At 57.4% G+C, this 16,394-nt stretch carries 16 protein-coding genes; 8 read left to right on the forward strand and 8 right to left on the reverse strand.

Going from position 1 to position 16,394, the window contains the following annotated elements; all coding sequences use genetic code 11:
- The first annotated feature begins 12 nt into the window (after positions 1 to 12).
- The 8 genes from pheT to selO all read left to right on the forward strand — a co-directional run bounded on the left by pheT (position 13) and on the right by selO (position 8,178).
- A complete protein-coding gene (pheT, locus tag EXW94_RS02200; protein ID WP_120158858.1) occupies positions 13 to 2,400 on the forward strand; it encodes a phenylalanine--tRNA ligase subunit beta in 2,388 nt (795 codons plus the stop codon).
- 4 nt (positions 2,401 to 2,404) lie between these two features.
- On the forward strand, positions 2,405 to 2,704 hold the full coding sequence (gene ihfA, locus EXW94_RS02205; RefSeq protein WP_003857805.1) for an integration host factor subunit alpha: 300 nt from the start codon (positions 2,405 to 2,407) through the stop codon (positions 2,702 to 2,704).
- A gap of 103 nt (positions 2,705 to 2,807) precedes the next feature.
- Positions 2,808 to 3,788, forward strand: coding sequence for a vitamin B12 ABC transporter permease BtuC (gene btuC / locus EXW94_RS02210; protein ID WP_148399492.1), 981 nt, complete (start codon positions 2,808 to 2,810; stop codon positions 3,786 to 3,788).
- Positions 3,789 to 3,821: 33 nt separating this feature from the next.
- Positions 3,822 to 4,373, forward strand: coding sequence for a glutathione peroxidase (locus tag EXW94_RS02215; RefSeq protein ID WP_042714875.1), 552 nt, complete (start codon positions 3,822 to 3,824; stop codon positions 4,371 to 4,373).
- Positions 4,373 to 5,128 (forward strand): vitamin B12 ABC transporter ATP-binding protein BtuD, encoded by a 756-nt coding sequence (btuD, locus tag EXW94_RS02220; protein ID WP_174339381.1) that lies wholly within the window; start codon positions 4,373 to 4,375, stop codon positions 5,126 to 5,128. Before EXW94_RS02215 ends, btuD begins: the two co-directional genes overlap by 1 nt.
- Positions 5,129 to 5,201: 73 nt before the next feature.
- Positions 5,202 to 5,666, forward strand: coding sequence for a C40 family peptidase (locus EXW94_RS02225; RefSeq protein WP_108416813.1), 465 nt, complete (start codon positions 5,202 to 5,204; stop codon positions 5,664 to 5,666).
- A gap of 294 nt (positions 5,667 to 5,960) precedes the next feature.
- The gene (locus EXW94_RS02230) at positions 5,961 to 6,671 is read left to right on the forward strand and encodes an EAL domain-containing protein (RefSeq protein ID WP_089601019.1); all 711 of its coding nucleotides are present in this window, start codon (positions 5,961 to 5,963) and stop codon (positions 6,669 to 6,671) included.
- Positions 6,672 to 6,735: 64 nt separating this feature from the next.
- Positions 6,736 to 8,178 (forward strand): protein adenylyltransferase SelO, encoded by a 1,443-nt coding sequence (gene selO, locus EXW94_RS02235; RefSeq protein ID WP_174339382.1) that lies wholly within the window; start codon positions 6,736 to 6,738, stop codon positions 8,176 to 8,178.
- On the opposite strand, the gene EXW94_RS02240 is transcribed toward selO, so the two are convergent.
- The 8 genes from EXW94_RS02240 to EXW94_RS02275 form a co-directional block, all read right to left on the reverse strand.
- Positions 8,175 to 8,954: a heme ABC transporter ATP-binding protein gene (locus tag EXW94_RS02240; RefSeq protein ID WP_174339383.1), complete on the reverse strand. Its 780-nt coding sequence runs from the start codon at positions 8,952 to 8,954 to the stop codon at positions 8,175 to 8,177. The genes selO and EXW94_RS02240 overlap by 4 nt on opposite strands.
- A complete protein-coding gene (locus EXW94_RS02245) occupies positions 8,947 to 9,939 on the reverse strand; it encodes an iron ABC transporter permease (protein WP_174339384.1) in 993 nt (330 codons plus the stop codon). The genes EXW94_RS02240 and EXW94_RS02245 overlap by 8 nt, the downstream gene beginning before the upstream one ends.
- The gene (locus EXW94_RS02250; protein WP_174339385.1) at positions 9,939 to 10,760 is read right to left on the reverse strand and encodes a hemin ABC transporter substrate-binding protein; all 822 of its coding nucleotides are present in this window, start codon (positions 10,758 to 10,760) and stop codon (positions 9,939 to 9,941) included. The genes EXW94_RS02245 and EXW94_RS02250 overlap by 1 nt, the downstream gene beginning before the upstream one ends.
- The gene (gene chuS, locus EXW94_RS02255) at positions 10,757 to 11,785 is read right to left on the reverse strand and encodes a hematinate-forming heme oxygenase ChuS (protein ID WP_174339386.1); all 1,029 of its coding nucleotides are present in this window, start codon (positions 11,783 to 11,785) and stop codon (positions 10,757 to 10,759) included. Before chuS ends, EXW94_RS02250 begins: the two co-directional genes overlap by 4 nt.
- Positions 11,786 to 11,808: 23 nt before the next feature.
- Entirely contained in the window at positions 11,809 to 13,794 is a 1,986-nt protein-coding gene (locus tag EXW94_RS02260) for a TonB-dependent hemoglobin/transferrin/lactoferrin family receptor (RefSeq protein WP_174339387.1), read from the reverse strand.
- Positions 13,795 to 13,870: 76 nt separating this feature from the next.
- Positions 13,871 to 14,059, reverse strand: coding sequence for a hemin uptake protein HemP (hemP, locus tag EXW94_RS02265; protein ID WP_174339388.1), 189 nt, complete (start codon positions 14,057 to 14,059; stop codon positions 13,871 to 13,873).
- Between the two features lie 189 nt (positions 14,060 to 14,248).
- Positions 14,249 to 15,295, reverse strand: coding sequence for a 3-deoxy-7-phosphoheptulonate synthase AroH (gene aroH / locus EXW94_RS02270; RefSeq protein ID WP_174339389.1), 1,047 nt, complete (start codon positions 15,293 to 15,295; stop codon positions 14,249 to 14,251).
- 152 nt (positions 15,296 to 15,447) lie between these two features.
- The gene (locus EXW94_RS02275; RefSeq protein WP_042719439.1) at positions 15,448 to 16,281 is read right to left on the reverse strand and encodes a pyruvate, water dikinase regulatory protein; all 834 of its coding nucleotides are present in this window, start codon (positions 16,279 to 16,281) and stop codon (positions 15,448 to 15,450) included.
- Positions 16,282 to 16,394: the final 113 nt, after the last annotated feature.

A 16,394-nucleotide genomic window follows, 5' to 3' on the forward strand; every position in this document is an offset into this window, starting at 1 on the left:
CAGGACAGAACAATGAAATTCAGTGAACTGTGGTTACGCGAATGGGTGAACACGACGCTCGACAGCGAAGCACTTTCTAACCAGATCACCATGGCGGGTCTGGAAGTTGATGGCGTCGATCCTGTCTCGGGTGCTTTTACCGGCGTGGTGGTGGGTGAAGTGGTCGAGTGCGGCCAGCACCCTAACGCCGACAAACTGCGCGTGACGAAAGTGAACGTGGGTGGTGACCGTCTGCTGGACATCGTCTGCGGCGCGCCAAACTGTCGTCAGGGGCTGAAAGTGGCCGTGGCGACCGTCGGTGCAGTGCTGCCGGGCGATTTCAAAATTAAAGCGGCTAAGCTGCGCGGCGAGCCGTCTGAAGGCATGCTGTGCTCCTTCTCCGAGCTGGGTATTTCCGACGACCATAACGGCATTATCGAACTGCCGCTGGATGCGCCGATCGGAACCGATATCCGCGAATACCTGAAGCTTGATGACAACACCATCGAAATCAGCGTGACGCCAAACCGCGCCGATTGCCTGGGCATCATCGGCGTGGCGCGCGACGTTGCCGTGCTGAACCAGACTGAACTGAACGCGCCGGATATTGCGCCGGTTGAAGCGACCATCAGCGACACGCTGCCAATCCAGGTTGAGGCTGCGGATGCTTGCCCGCGCTATCTGGGCCGCGTGGTGAAAGGTATTAACGTTAAGGCGCCAACGCCGCTGTGGATGAAAGAGAAGCTGCGTCGCTGTGGTATCCGCTCAATCGATGCGGTTGTTGACGTAACCAACTACGTTCTGCTGGAGCTGGGCCAGCCGATGCACGCGTTCGATAAAGATCGTATCGACGGCGGCATCGTTGTGCGCATGGCGAAAGAGGGCGAAACCCTGGTTCTGCTGGACGGCAGCGAAGCCAAACTGAACGCCGATACGCTGGTGATTGCTGACCACAGCAAAGCGCTGGCAATGGGCGGTATCTTCGGGGGTGAACACTCTGGCGTGAACGATGAAACGCAAAACGTTCTGCTGGAATGCGCGTTCTTTAGCCCACTCTCCATTACCGGCCGCGCACGCCGCCACGGTCTGCATACCGATGCCTCTCACCGCTACGAGCGCGGCGTTGACCCGGCTCTGCAGTACAAGGCGATGGAACGTGCGACTCGCCTGCTGATCGACATCTGCGGCGGCGAAGCGGGTCCGGTTATCGACGTGACCAACGAAGCGACGCTGCCTAAGCGTGCCACCATTACCCTGCGCCGCAGCAAGCTGGATCGTCTGATTGGCCACCACGTTGCCGATGCACAGGTTACCGACATTCTGACCCGTCTGGGCTGTGAAGTGACCGAAGGCCAGGACGAGTGGAAAGCCGTTGCGCCATCATGGCGTTTCGACATGGAAATTGAAGAAGATCTGGTGGAAGAAGTGGCCCGCGTTTACGGCTACAACAACATCCCTGACGAGCCGGTACAGGCGGGTCTGGTGATGGGCACCCACCGTGAAGCCGACCTGTCCCTGAAGCGTGTGAAAACCATGCTCAACGACAAAGGCTATCAGGAAGTGATCACCTACAGCTTTGTTGATCCTAAGCTGCAGCAGCTGATCCATCCGAGCCAGGAGGCGCTGATCCTGCCAAGCCCGATCTCCAGCGAGATGTCCGCGATGCGTCTGTCCCTGTGGACCGGCCTGCTCGGCACTATCGTGTATAACCAGAATCGTCAGCAAAACCGCGTGCGCATTTTCGAAAGCGGTTTACGCTTTGTACCGGATAATCAGGCAAATTTAGGCATCCGTCAGGATCTCATGCTGGCGGGGGCGATCAGCGGTAACCGCTATGAAGAGCACTGGGATCTGGCAAAAGGTACGGTTGATTTCTACGATATGAAGGGCGATCTGGAAGCCATTCTCGATCTGACCGGTAAATTATCTGAAATTGAATTCCGCGCAGAAGCGAATCCAGCCCTGCATCCGGGCCAGAGCGCGGCGATTTATTTAGACGGTAAACGCGTTGGTTTCATTGGAGTTGTTCATCCGGAGCTGGAGCGTAAGCTGGACCTGAATGGCCGTACCATCGTGTTCGAGCTGGAGTGGAACCCGGTCGCAGACCGCGTCATTCCTCAGGCGCAGGACGTATCACGCTTCCCGGCGAACCGCCGTGATATCGCGGTTGTCGTCGCTGAAAACGTGCCCGCAGCAGATATTTTGGCCGAATGTAAGAAAGTTGGCGTAAATCAGGTAGTTGGCGTAAACTTATTTGACGTGTACCGCGGCAAGGGCGTAGCAGAAGGTTTCAAGAGCCTCGCTATTAGCCTTATCCTTCAGGATACCAGCCGTACACTCGAAGAAGAGGAGATTGCCGCTACCGTTGCCAGATGTGTAGAGGCATTAAAAGAGCGATTCCAGGCATCATTGAGGGATTGAACCTATGGCGCTTACAAAAGCTGAAATGTCAGAATATCTGTTTGATAAGCTTGGGCTTAGCAAACGGGATGCCAAAGAGCTGGTAGAGCTGTTTTTCGAAGAGATCCGTCGTGCTCTGGAAAATGGTGAGCAGGTAAAACTCTCCGGTTTTGGCAATTTTGATTTGCGAGACAAAAACCAACGTCCGGGTCGCAACCCGAAGACGGGGGAAGATATTCCCATTACAGCCCGCCGCGTGGTGACCTTCAGACCCGGCCAGAAGTTAAAAAGCCGTGTCGAAAACGCAACGCCTAAAGCAGAGTAATATGAACTAACTAAAAAGGCCGCTATTGCGGCCTTTTTTCTTTGCGCTCTTCTGCAAACCCACCGTAAAATCAATTACATCTCACGTGACTAAAACCATACCCATGCTTGATTTTGCCCATCGCCAGCACCGTTCCGATCGACGTCGCCTGCTTCTGCTTGCGCTGCTGCTCATTGTGGCCGCTGTCGTTAGCCTGTGCGCGGGCGACAGGTGGCTGGGCCCGGAAAGCTGGTTGGGTCCGGATGGCCAGCTTTTTGTCTGGCAAATACGCCTGCCGCGCACGCTGGCGGTGATCCTGGTGGGGGCCGCGCTGGCGCTGTGCGGCACCATCATGCAGGCGCTGTTTGAAAATCCGCTGGCGGAGCCCGGGCTGCTTGGCGTGTCGAATGGGGCTGGCGTGGGGCTGATTGCGGCTGTCATGCTGGGGGGCGGGGCGCTCTCAGCGTGGGGCATTAGCTTTAGCGCTATTCTCGGCGCCTTGCTGATAACCCTCATTCTTCTGCGTTTTGCCAGACGACATCTGTCGACCAGTCGCCTGCTGCTTGCCGGGGTGGCGCTGGGGATCATCTGCAGCGCGTTAATGACCTGGGCGGTCTATTTTTCAACGTCGTTCGATTTGCGACAGCTAATGTACTGGATGATGGGCGGATTCGGCGGTGTCGACTGGCGGCAGGGCTGGCTGATGGCGCTGTTGATCCCGGTCATACTGTGGACCGCTTTTCAGGCACAGCCGCTGAATATTCTCGCGCTCGGCGAAACGTCGGCTCGCCAGCTCGGCATGCCGATTAGCTTCTGGCGCAATGCGCTGGTGATTGCCATTGGCTGGATGGTGGGGGTGAGCGTGGCGCTGGCGGGGGCGATTGGCTTTATCGGGCTGGTTATCCCACATATGTTGCGTCTGTGCGGTATTACCGACCATCGGACGTTACTCCCGGCCTCGGCGGTTGCCGGGGCGGCAACGCTGCTGGTGGCTGACATCATCGCCCGACTCGCCCTGAGCGCAGCCGAACTGCCGATTGGTGTAGTGACCGCTACGCTGGGCGCGCCGGTATTTATCTGGCTACTCTTAAAAGCTGGACGTTAAATCACTACCCGTAAGACAACCTGAGGGAATGCTATGCAGACTGATATTCTGAATACCGAAGTGACCACCATTGACGGCGAGAAAACCACGCTGGAAGGCTACAAGGGCAACGTGTTGCTCATCGTCAACGTGGCATCTAAATGTGGCCTGACGCCGCAGTACGAACAGCTGGAGAACATTCAGAAAGCCTGGGAGAAAGACGGTTTCACCGTACTGGGCTTCCCGTGCAACCAATTCCTAGGTCAGGAGCCGGGCAGCGAAGAGGAGATTAAAACCTTCTGCAGCACCACCTATGGCGTGACGTTCCCGCTATTCAGCAAGATCGACGTCAACGGTGAAGACCGCCACCCGCTCTATGCGAAGCTGGTGGCCGCAGCGCCGACCGCCGTGGCGCCAGAGGGCAGCGGTTTCTATGAGCGTATGGCAAGCAAGGGGCGTGCGCCGCTCTATCCTGACGATATTCTGTGGAATTTTGAAAAATTCCTGATTGGTCGCGACGGCCAGGTTGTCCAGCGTTTCTCACCGGATATGACGCCTGAAGATCCGATCGTCATGGAGTCTATCAAGCTGGCGCTGGCGAAATAATGACGTTGCTGATGCAGCTCACGGACGTCGCCGATAAGGGACGTCTGGAGCCGGTAACCGGTGCTATCAATGCCGGAGAAATCCTGCATTTTGTTGGGCCAAATGGGGCCGGTAAAAGCACGCTGCTGGCACGCATGGCGGGCTTGACCTCTGGTCCGGGTGAGATCGTGCTGCAGGGGCACGCCCTTGCCGACTGGTCACCGGTATCGCTGGCACATCGGCGTAGCTATTTAGTTCAGCAGCAGGTGCCACCGTTTGCGATGCCGGTCTGGCACTATCTGATGCTGCATCTGCATGATAAAAACAGCGCCACGCTGCTCTCGGATGTCGCGACGGCGTTAGGGTTAGACGATAAACTCACCCGTCACGCCAGCCACCTCTCCGGTGGGGAGTGGCAGCGCGTGCGTCTGGCCGCGGTTATCCTGCAGATCCATCCGGCAGGAAATCCTCACGGACGCTTGCTGCTTCTGGACGAGCCGATGAGCGGTCTGGATGTCGCCCAGCAGGCGGCGCTGGATACCCTGCTAAGCGGGTTGTCCCGTCAGGGGATAGCCGTCGTCATGAGCAGTCATGACCTGAACCACACGCTGCGCCATGCCCACAGGGTCTGGCTGCTGTCGCGAGGCAAAATGATTGCCAGCGGCGCGCGTGACCAGGTTCTTACGCCACCAAATCTTGCCCGCGCGTACAATATGTCGTTCCGCAGGCTGGACATAGAAGGGCATAAGATGCTGATTTCTACCGCGCAAGAGTAACCGTTTCTTGCCTGGTAGCCTACTTGCACGCTAAATTACAAAAAGAATAAAAAAGCAGAGGATTCGTCTGGACATGCGATTCTGGTTTCTCTTTGTGGCAGCGCTCTTTCTTGCGGGATGCAGTAGCCATCGTGCGCCACCCCCTAACGCCCGGCTCTCGGATTCAATCACCGTGATTGCCAGCCTGAACGACCAGTTAAGCAACTGGCGCGGCACGCCTTATCGCTACGGCGGTATGAGCCGCGGCGGCGTGGACTGTTCTGGTTTTGTGCTAATGACCTTCCGCGATAAGTTTGATTTGCAGCTTCCGCGTGAAACGCGCAAGCAAGCTGAAATAGGCACGGAAATCGACAAAGATGAGCTACTGCCTGGCGACCTGGTCTTTTTCAAAACCGGTTCGGGTGAAAGCGGTCTCCATGTTGGCATTTACGATACGGATAACCAGTTTATTCATGCTTCGACCAGCCGTGGGGTGATGCGCTCTTCGCTCGATAATGTCTACTGGCGTAAAAATTTCTGGCAGGCGCGGCGTATTTAGTCGCGCCTTGACGGCTTAACGCTGGCGGCAGGGTAACTAATAAACTATGCCGCTTTTAATCATATAAGATGATTAAAGTTAAATTTACGAAGAATTAGTTATGTCCAGATGTATCTGTTTTATCTAAAACTGGCTATTACACAGCAACCAGGATAAGATTAATTTAGATTCAGGGATAAATCTGAAAAATATTACGGAACTGATGAAATTAATCTTATTAAAATCAAGACAGTGGAATTGTGTCGTCAATTGCTCCAGGATGTCCTCTCTCATCTTTAATGCGGGGCGAGTGCAATGATTATTACGCTAGATAATGCCTACAAGTCTGAACTTTTGCTGCAGCCTGCGCGTAATAGCGCTGGGGAGCTTAAAGGTTTAGAGCTTGTGGTTAACTTTGCTGGCGTTGACACGGAAGTGAGGATCCCTACTGAACTGGTTATCCCGCGTCTTTCACCCGCAGAAGAGTTAGTGCTGTTTCAAGAGAAACTGCAATTGCTCGACACCTGTAAACTGTTCTTTATTCAGCACCAGTTAATTGCATGGATCAATATTACACCTGTAATAGTTGAGTTTTTATTAACGAATGGAAATGCTGTTTCATTACTTGAGCGCTATCCTTTTCTTGAGTTTACTGTTAATGAGAACTATCCAGGTTTAAATAATGGAAAAGATGATCTGAACCTGGCGAGAATGGCAATCCATTTTCCTTTAGTGCTGACAAACTTTGGCGCAGGTGCAGCATCTCTCAAAGCGGTTTATGACGGTTTGTTTAAACGCGTAATACTGGACAAAGGTTTTATCCAGCAGCGGGCTGCAGCGCTTTCTTTTGAGCCCTTTATGCGCGCTATTCTCTGGCAAATCACCCCCCACTGCCAGTCGGTTATGGTATCCGGGATTGACGATCACAGCCTGTTGCAGCGCGTGCTGACGTTTAATTTTGGCGCGATGCAGGGAAGTCTCTGGCCTGCCGTACCGGCAGAGCAGGTGACAACGCTCGTTCAATGATAACCCTTCTCTTCGCCCGTGTTTAAGACCCGCTAAACCCTCTACACTAAAAGCAGGAGGACCTATGACCCTGTCTTTTACTGCACACTGGCATGACGAGTTGCCTGGCTTTTATACCGCACTCAAACCTACACCGTTACACCATTCCCGTCTTATCTGGCATAACGCGCCGCTGGCTGACGAACTGGCGATCCCGCCTGACCTGTTCCAGCCTGCAGAAGGGGCTGGCGTCTGGGGCGGCGAAACGCTTTTGCCGGGCATGCAGCCACTGGCTCAGGTCTACAGCGGCCACCAGTTTGGCGTCTGGGCGGGGCAACTGGGTGACGGCCGGGGGATCCTGCTCGGTGAACAACAGCTTCCCAACGGGGAGACGGTTGACTGGCATCTGAAAGGTGCAGGTCTTACCCCCTATTCGCGAATGGGCGACGGGCGCGCGGTGCTGCGCTCAACGATCCGCGAAAGCCTGGCATCGGAAGCCATGCATGCGCTGGGGATCCCTACCACGCGCGCGCTGTCCATTGTTACCAGCGATACGCCGGTTGCGCGTGAGACGATGGAGCAGGGGGCAATGCTGGTCCGCATCGCTGAAAGCCATCTGCGCTTTGGTCATTTTGAACACTTTTACTATCGCCGCGAGCCGGAAAAAGTCCGACAGCTTGCAGACTATGCCATTCGCCGCCACTGGCCACAGTTGCAGGGTGAAGCGGAAAAGTATGTTCTCTGGTTCCGCGATATCGTCTCCCGTACCGCCTCAATGATTGCCCGCTGGCAGACCGTCGGGTTTGCACACGGGGTCATGAATACCGATAACATGTCCCTTCTGGGACTCACCTTCGATTACGGTCCGTATGGCTTCCTTGATGATTACCAGCCGGGTTACATCTGTAACCATTCGGACTATCAGGGACGCTACAGTTTTGATAATCAGCCTGCTGTAGGGTTGTGGAATCTACAACGCCTTGCGCAAAGCCTGTCGCCTTTTATTGACGTCGATGCCCTGAATGATGCGCTCGACGACTATCAGGAGGTTCTGCTGCGGGAGTATGGTGCGCTGATGCGCAACAAGCTGGGCCTGCTGACCCAGGAGAAAGGCGATAACGAATTACTGAACACCTTGTTTGCGCTGATGGCGCGGGAAGGCAGTGACTACACCCGCACCTTCCGGATGCTGAGCCAGACGGAGCAGAACAGCGCGGCGTCACCGCTGCGTGACGAGTTTATCGACAGGCAGGCGTTTGACGACTGGTTCACGCTCTACCGCTCGCGGCTTCAGCAGGAGCAGGTGGCCGATGCAACCCGCCAGGAGAAGATGAAGGCCGCGAACCCCGCAATGGTATTGCGCAACTGGCTGGCGCAGCGGGCGATTGAGCAGGCAGAGCAGGGACAGTACGACGAGCTACACCGCCTGCATGTGGCGTTGCGCACGCCGTTTGCCGACCGGGACGATGACTACGTCAGCCGCCCGCCTGACTGGGGCAAGCGGCTGGAAGTGAGCTGCTCAAGCTAGGGGGCGAGAAACACCTGCGGCGCGGTGTGAGCCGGATGTTGACCCACGTGCAGCTGTGCGCCATACCAGTGGGCCAGCGCATCGGCCTGCAGGACCGCCTCCGGTGTGCCTCCGGCGACCAGCCTGCCGTTATGCAACAGCAGGATCCTGTCTGCCCACAGCGCCGCCAGATTGAGATCGTGCAGCACTACGCAGACGTGCAGATCCTTTTGACAGGTCAGCGTTCTCAACAGCCGCAGCAGATACTGCTGATGGTAGAGATCCAGCGCGGAGGTGGGTTCATCCAGGAACAGCCAGCCGCGCGGAGCACCGTCGCACCAGAGTTGCGCCAGCGCGCGCGCAAGCTGGACACGCTGCTGTTCGCCACCGGAAAGCGCCGCAAATTGCCTTCCGGCAAGCGGTAAACATTCGGTGATCCGCATGATTTCCTGAATCACTGCCGCTTCAGGCGTGCGCGTCCACGGGGCGCGGCCCATGCCGATAACGGCCTCCACCGGCCAGTCAAATCCCAGCTGCGTGTTTTGACGCATTACCGCCCGCTGGCGGGAAAGCGCGTCCGGACGCCATGCGCTGAGGGGTTTCCCCGCCAGAAGACAGTGCCCGCTGGCAGGCTTGAGATAACCCGTTAACAGCCGTAATAACGTTGATTTCCCGGCACCGTTCGGGCCAATTAACGCGATCAGTTCACCCTGCGACAATGACAGCGAAATGTCGTTGATTATCGTGCGTCGTCCCGCCTGAAAAACAATATTTTCAGCGCAATAGCGGTCAGCCATGTTGCCCTCCACGACGGAAGATAAGCCAGAGAAACCAGGGAGCTCCAAGAAGGCTGGTCAGCAAACCGACCGGCATTTCTGCTGGCGCGACCAGCGTTCGCGCGGCCGTATCCGCAACCAACAGCAGCGAAGCTCCGGCGAGGACCGAGCCGGGGATCGCGGCCCGGTGATCCGCGCCCAGCCACATACGCATCAGATGCGGCACCACCAGCCCCACAAAGCCGATCACGCCGCTGACCGCCACTGCGGCAGCAACCAGCAGGGCGCTGCACAGCAGCAGGATCCGCTGTACGACGGCGACATCCACACCCAGGTAATGCGCTTCCTCATCACCGAGTTGGAGCACGTTGAGCGCGTTCGCCAGCCGCCAGATAACCAGAACGGTGGGCACCATCAGCGAGGTAACGGCCAGCAGTGTAGACCACTGCGCCTGACCGAGGCTGCCCATTCCCCAGAGCGAAAGCTGGCGAAGCTGCGCATCGTTACTCACCCAGGAGAGGACGCCGACCGCCGCGCCGCACAGGGCGTTTATCGCAATGCCCACCAGTAACAGACGTGACAGGGAGCTGTTACGCTGCTGGCTGAGCAGGAAGATCGCAACGGTCGCTGCCAGCGCGCCGAGAAAGGCTGCCAGCATCGGGGCATAGAGCATCACCAGGGCAGGTAACGAGAGCGGAAGAACGACCCACAGCGCGACCGCCAGCGCCGCGCCGCTGCTGATGCCGAGCAAACCCGGATCCGCCAGGGGATTGCGAAACAGTCCTTGCATCACACACCCCGCCAACGCCAGAGACCCGCCGATGACCAGCGCCAGCAGCACGCGAGGCAGGCGGATCGTCAGCCAGATTTGACGCAGCGCCTCGTCGCTGCCGTTCCACAGCAGGCTGACCGGCAGGTGCAACGCACCAAAGCCGGTGGCCGTGAACGTCAAAAGGGAGAGCAGGGCAGCCAGCAGCCACAGTGAAACCGTAACCCGTCGGGACATCAGGGGAGTTGCTCCGCTTTGGCGCGCAGCTGCTGGATCGCTTTCGGCGTTCGCACGCTAAAGCCCAGCAGCGCCATGTCATCAATCGCCAGCACCTGTCTGTTCCGCCCGGCTGGCGTTTGCGCCAGACCCGGCAGCGTCCACAGATTTTCTTCACCGCCCAGCGCCCGCACGCCGTCCTGCGAAATCACCACTAGGTCGGGCTGGCTGGCAACCACGCCCTCCTGCGACAGCGGCTGATAGCGGGAAAATCCCTGCATAGCGTTCTGTAAACCTGCCGCACGGATGGCGGCATCCGCGCCGGTCTGCTGCCCGGCAGCCATGGCTGTCATCCCGCCGTGGTTAAGAATAAACAGCACCCGCTTGTTCAGCGACGACGTGGGCAGTGCGGCCAGCTCCGCACGCAGCGTTTTGCGCAGGATTTCTCCCTGCGCCTGCTGGTGCGTTGCGTCGGCGATCGTCCGGACTTTCTCGTCAATCACGCTCAGGGCGTTACTGGCGGGAACGGTGACCACCCTGACGTGGCTTTGCTCAACCTGCTTCAGCGCCAGAGAGGGCTGAGCCTGAGCGCTCGCCAGCACCAGCGTGGGACGCATGGACAAAATCCCCTCTGCATTAAGCTGGCGCAGATAACCCACGTCTGGCAGGCCGTTCGCCGCCTGCGGCCACTGGCTGGTGCTGTCGCGCGCGACCAGAGAAGACTGTGCGCCAAGGGCATAAACGATCTCCGTGACGTCGCCGCCGAGGGTGACAATTTTCTCCTGCGTGGCGGCAAACGCCACCAGAGGCAGAGCGCTTAGCAGGGCAAACCAGCTTTTCATGCGGCTATCCCTTTTGGCGTCAGGGCGTCAATCTGGCTGCGCCACTGGCTCTGCTCCGGCTCGCCTTCGGTACGCTGGCCATACAGCTGGGCGATTTGCGTACCGTCGGCGGCAAACAGTTCCAGGCTGGTGACGTGACCATCTGCGGTAGGCTTGCGCGTAACCCAGCTCTCCGCGACGGCGTCTTCCAGCAGATGCAGCGTAAAGGCGGGGTTAAAGATATTCAGCCAGCCTTTCATCGGTACGACTTTTTCCACCGCGCCGGTGAAGATCTGCACGCAGCCGCGGTTGCCCACGAAGACCATGATTTCGTTACCGTCCTGACGTGCCGTTTCCAGCAGCTGCCCCAGCGCGCTGTTCTCCACTTTGCAGGCGAGGTCGTCGCCCACCAGACGAAACGCCTGCTGACGGCTGAGGTTATGGCGCTTCAACAGGCTGAAGAACTGATGAACGTCGGTCATGGCGCGCCACTCTTTGTCCACACGCGCGGCATCCGCATTCTCAGCGTGAGCCGGGGCATCAGCGGCCTTCAGCTCAAGCGGCGGGTTATCGGCAAAGATAAAACGGGTCAACACGTCGCCCCAGGCAGAGACGTCGGTATTGTCCGTGGTATACACCTTCAGCAGGGCATCGCCCTGACGATCGAAGAACTGAATGCTCTGACGCTCACCGCGTGCGGTGGTTTCGCTGATGTGAAACACGCTCGCCCACTGGTTGAGGAACAGGCGCAGATCCAGCGCGCGCGGGTTCAGCACCAGCCCGGCGTGGCCGTTCAGGTGCTGGTTGGTAAAGCTCCCGACCTGCTCGTGCACGGCGTATTCGTTGCGGCAGATACATTTGGTTTCGCCCACAGCCTCCAGCGCGCCTAAAATCTCGCGGATTTCACCGTGCAGTCGCCAGGCGTCGTGACCTACGCGGGCAAAGGCCAGCTCCGCTTCGCTGATGTTCATTAACCCTGCGATGTCACGCGCGTATTTACCCGGATTGTCTTCTTTTAACTCAAGCCAGCGTGTGTAGTGATTCATTGTCTCTTCCTTCTCAATATGCGTTACCACTGATAACTCACGAAAATCTTACCGTTACGACCGTCCTGCGGGATCCCCTGCGGTGACCAGTACGCTTTGTCGAAGGCGTTGCCCAGCACCAGCGTGGTGGTCACGCCTTTGAGCTGTTCCTGACCTTTATAGCTGACGTAGAAATCATTGACCGCATAGCCCGGCTGTTTACTGTAGCTGCTGCTGATATGCGTTGAGCGATCGACAAAAGTACCGATCCAGCCGACGGAGAACCCGCTTTGCGCCACCGGGATATCCAGCTTGCTGGTGACGGTGTCCGGGTTAATGCTGGAGATATACTCGCCGGTGTTGGTGTCTTTGCCGCGCGTGCGGTTGTAGGCCACGTCGAGGTTGAACAGGTCGGCGGCGTATTTTGCCATTACGTCCCATCCCCAGATTTTGGCGTCGGGGACGTTATAGGACATGGTGGTCGCCGCGGCAAAATCGACGGTGGTGGAGATGTAGTCTTTGGCTTTGGTATCGAAATAGCTGGCCTTAAACTCCAGCGCATCGTTGGCAAGCATCAAATCGTCAAAGCGCAGACCAAAACCGAACTCCTGGGTTTTGTTGGTTTCCGGTCGCAGGTTCGGGTTGGGTACCCAGTAGTTGGTGTAGAAGCTGCCGATGGAGAAGTGTTTCGCATCGTTATACATCTCGCCCATGGTCGGCGCGCGGAAGGCCTGCGCATAAGAGCCGAACAGCATCAGCCAGTCGGTTGGGCTGACGGTTAACCCGGCGCGGGATGACCACTTATCGGCTTCCACATCGTCGTAACCCTCGCTGCTGCCGCGATAATTGTCGTAGCGCGTACCGCCCAGAAGGGTCACGGGCAGATCGCGCAGGGTGATCTCATCCTGCAGCCAGCCGGAGCTGAAATCGATTTTGGCATTCGGGAAGCCGGTTGTCGCACCGCCCGGGCGTTGCTCCTGACGATAGTATTCGCCGCCGTAGGTCAGGAGATGAGACGCAAAGGAGTCGCTGAACAGACGGGTGCGGTTTTCCACTTTGCCGCCTTTGGTGGTCTGCTTGCGGAACTCGCCGGTGCCGTCGACGTTCTGGGCGTTAATGCGCGCTTCGGACCAGTAGACTTTTGCATCGGCGTTCAGCCAGTCGTTACCTTCCGGGGCAATGTGGTAGCCAAGCTGCGCATCACGCTGGATGGTGGAGCGGTCGGTCATGGGATTGCTGCTGTCGGACGCGTCGGTGGTTTGCGGGTTTTTCGGCTCCTGCGCGTCGTTGTTGTAGTAGCGCAGGGAGCCGCTCAGGGTTTGAGCCGGGTCGATTTTCCAGCTCCCTTTTGCCAGCATGTTATTAATGGATTCGTCGTTAGGCGCCGTTGCACCGTTACTCTGGCGAATATCACCGCGATCCCGGCTCGACCACGCCACCAGACCGTCCAGCGTCTCGGTACGGCCGTAGGCGCTGGCACCCATTCCGATGCTGCGATCGCCCGTCGCGCCCGTACCAAACACGCGGTAGCCGCTGTTCTTGCCAGGCTCGAGCAGATCGTTGGCGTCGGCGGTGTCATAGGAAATCACGCCGCCCAATGCGCCGCTGCCGTAGAGAAGAGCGGAAGGACCGCGCACCACTTCGATACGTTTGATCAGCGCCGGGTCGAGGAAGGTGCTGTTGAGGTGGCCGGTATCGGTTCCCTGACGCACGCCGTCGACCAGGACCAGCACGCCGCGACGGTCGTAACCGCGCAGGTTGACGTCCTGACCGTTCGTGCGGCCGGTGCCGTCCAGCGTCAGACCGGGGACCTTGCGCAGCAGGTCAGCGGCAGAGCTGGCGGTCTGGTTTTCCGGGGCGGTGGCGTCAATGACGCTGACCATCATCGGCGCCTCAAAGGCGCTGCGGGCGTTGCCGGTGGCGGTTACGGTGATGTCGTCTGTGGCGGCAAACGCAGCCCCCGGCAGGGTGCTGACAATCGCCAGCGCCAGAAGTGACGGACGTAAAGATGCGGAAGGCAGGTGTGGCATAGCAACTCTCCATAAGAATTGAAAAGCGCTGGCTGCCTGGGGATCACCTGGGTGGCTGGCGAAATTATCGTGTTGTTTATTTAGTCAGGATCAGTTTTCCAGCATGGGTCTGGCGCAGAAGATAGTGCTGGCCGTCATGCTCGATAATGACCCGCCCCTCATCACCGAGCAGGGTTTTGCTGTCGATACGGCGATCGGTGGAGGTGGGGGAAGGCGCTGTGTGTGTTTTTATTGGCGTTGCCGCGCTGTAATCCGTACGTGACATAATGTTTATAAATAACAATCAATGTAACAATGATAATCATTATCAATAAACTGCAAATTCACGGCAAGCGTTTTTGTGAAAATTGTGTGACGGGATCAAATTTGGGGGAGGTGCAGTCTGATGCCCTCTCCCACAGGGAGAGGACACGGATCGTAGGTCGGGTAAGCGCAGCGCCACCCGACAATAACATCAGAAGCGAGAATCAACCGCAGCTGCCAGCTTCTCCAGCAGCAGCTCGCTGTCTTCCCAGCTCAGGCACGGGTCGGTGATCGACTGGCCGTAAACCATCTGCTGTCCGGTAACGATTTTCTGCGTGCCTTCTTTGAGGAAGCTTTCCGCCATAATGCCTGCCACGGCGGTGGAACCGCTGCGGATCTGCTGGCAGATCTCATCGCAGACGTCCAGCTGGCGACGGTGCTGCTTCTGGCAGTTGCCGTGGCTGAAATCCACCACCAGGTGTTCCGGCAGGTCGAACTCGGCCAGCGTTTCGCAGGCTGCTGCGATATCTTGCGCATGATAATTCGGTTTTTTGCCGCCGCGCATAATGATATGCCCGTACGAATTACCGCTGGTCTGGTAGATGGTCATGTGACCGCTCTTATCCGGCGACAGGAACATATGGCTGGCACGCGAGGCGCGGATCGCGTCGACCGCAATTCGCGTGTTGCCATCGGTCCCGTTTTTAAAGCCGACCGGACAGGAGAGAGCGGAGGCCATCTCACGGTGGATCTGGCTTTCGGTGGTGCGTGCGCCAATTGCGCCCCAGCTGATCAGATCGGCGATAAACTGCCCGGTCACCATATCGAGAAACTCGGTCGCCGTCGGAACGCCCAGCTCGTTGACCTGTAAAAGCAGCTTCCTCGCCAGCTCAATACCGTGGTTCACGCGATAGCTGCCGTTGAGGTCAGGATCGGAAATCAGACCCTTCCAGCCCACCACGGTGCGCGGTTTTTCAAAGTAGGTGCGCATGACGATCTCAAGGCGATGCTGATACTTCTCACGCATCCCCTGAAGACGTTTTGCGTAGTCCATCGCGGCATCCAGGTCGTGAATGGAGCAGGGGCCAATCACCACCAGAAGGCGCTTGTCTTCGCCGTTCAGGATTTTTTCAATGCGGCGGCGGGACGCCGTTACATGTTCCGCAACGCCTGCGGAAACGGGGTGCCGCTGGGCCAGTTCAGCCGGAGTCACCAGGCTATCAATGCGCGCAGTGCGGAGTTCGTCGGTTTTGTTCATGGAATGTCTCAGAATTTTTGTGCTTCATCGGCAGACTACCGGGAAGTGATGGGCATCACCTTAAACCAATCCCTGCTGATTTCAAGTTCGGGGCAAATTCGCCCCGATGATGCCCATTATGATAACTGAAACTGGATTAATGTACTAGCATATTAGTACATGCGGCGATTCAGCCCCATGATGTCGAGGATTTTGGTGGCAATTTCTTCTACGGAATAGTTGGTGCTGTTCAGCCACGGGATCTGGTTTTTGCGGTACAGCGCTTCAACCTCGGAAACTTCCATCCGGCACTGGCGCATGGAGGCGTAGCGGCTGTTCTCGCGGCGCTCTTCGCGGATGGCGGCGAGGCGCTCCGGGTTAATGGTCAGGCCGAACAGCTTGTGCTGCAGCGGCTTAAGGGCGGCGGGCAGCACCAGGTTGTCCATATCGTCGGCAATAAACGGATAGTTTGCAGCGCGAATGCCAAACTGCATGGCCAGATAGAGGCTGGTCGGAGTTTTGCCGCAGCGCGACACGCCCAGCAGGATCACCTGCGCCTGGTCGAGATTTCGCAGAGAGATACCGTCATCGTGGGCGAGGGTGTAGTCAATGGCGGCGATACGCGCATCGTACTTGGTCAGGTTGCCGGGGTTCAGCCCGTGTGTACGGTGGGCGATGGGCGTGGGGTCGAGCTTGAGCTCGCTCTGCAACGGTGCCACCAGCGCCTGCACGATGTCCTGGCAGAAGCCTTCACTTTGCAGAATGATGCTGCGAATTTCCGGGATAACAATCGAATAGAACACCAGCGGGCGCACGCCGGTTTGCTGGAAGATGGCGTCAATCTGGTCTTTCACCGCTTTGGCGCGGCTCTCATTTTCCACAAAGGGCAGCGTGATGCTGTTAATCGAAACGGGAAACTGCGACATCACCGCGTGCCCCAGCACCTCGGCGGTGATCGCCGTACCATCAGAAATATAAAAAACGTGGCGATCGACAGCACTATCCATTTTATCCACCCTGAATATCAGACCTAATTGACTGAAAGCATAAATTAAAAAAGTAAATTACACAGCAAAGAACTTAACATAATAATAATTGAAACGGTGTTTTTGATTTTCCT

The organism is Enterobacter sp. JMULE2 (assembly GCF_013337145.1).
Taxonomy (GTDB): domain Bacteria; phylum Pseudomonadota; class Gammaproteobacteria; order Enterobacterales; family Enterobacteriaceae; genus Enterobacter; species Enterobacter mori.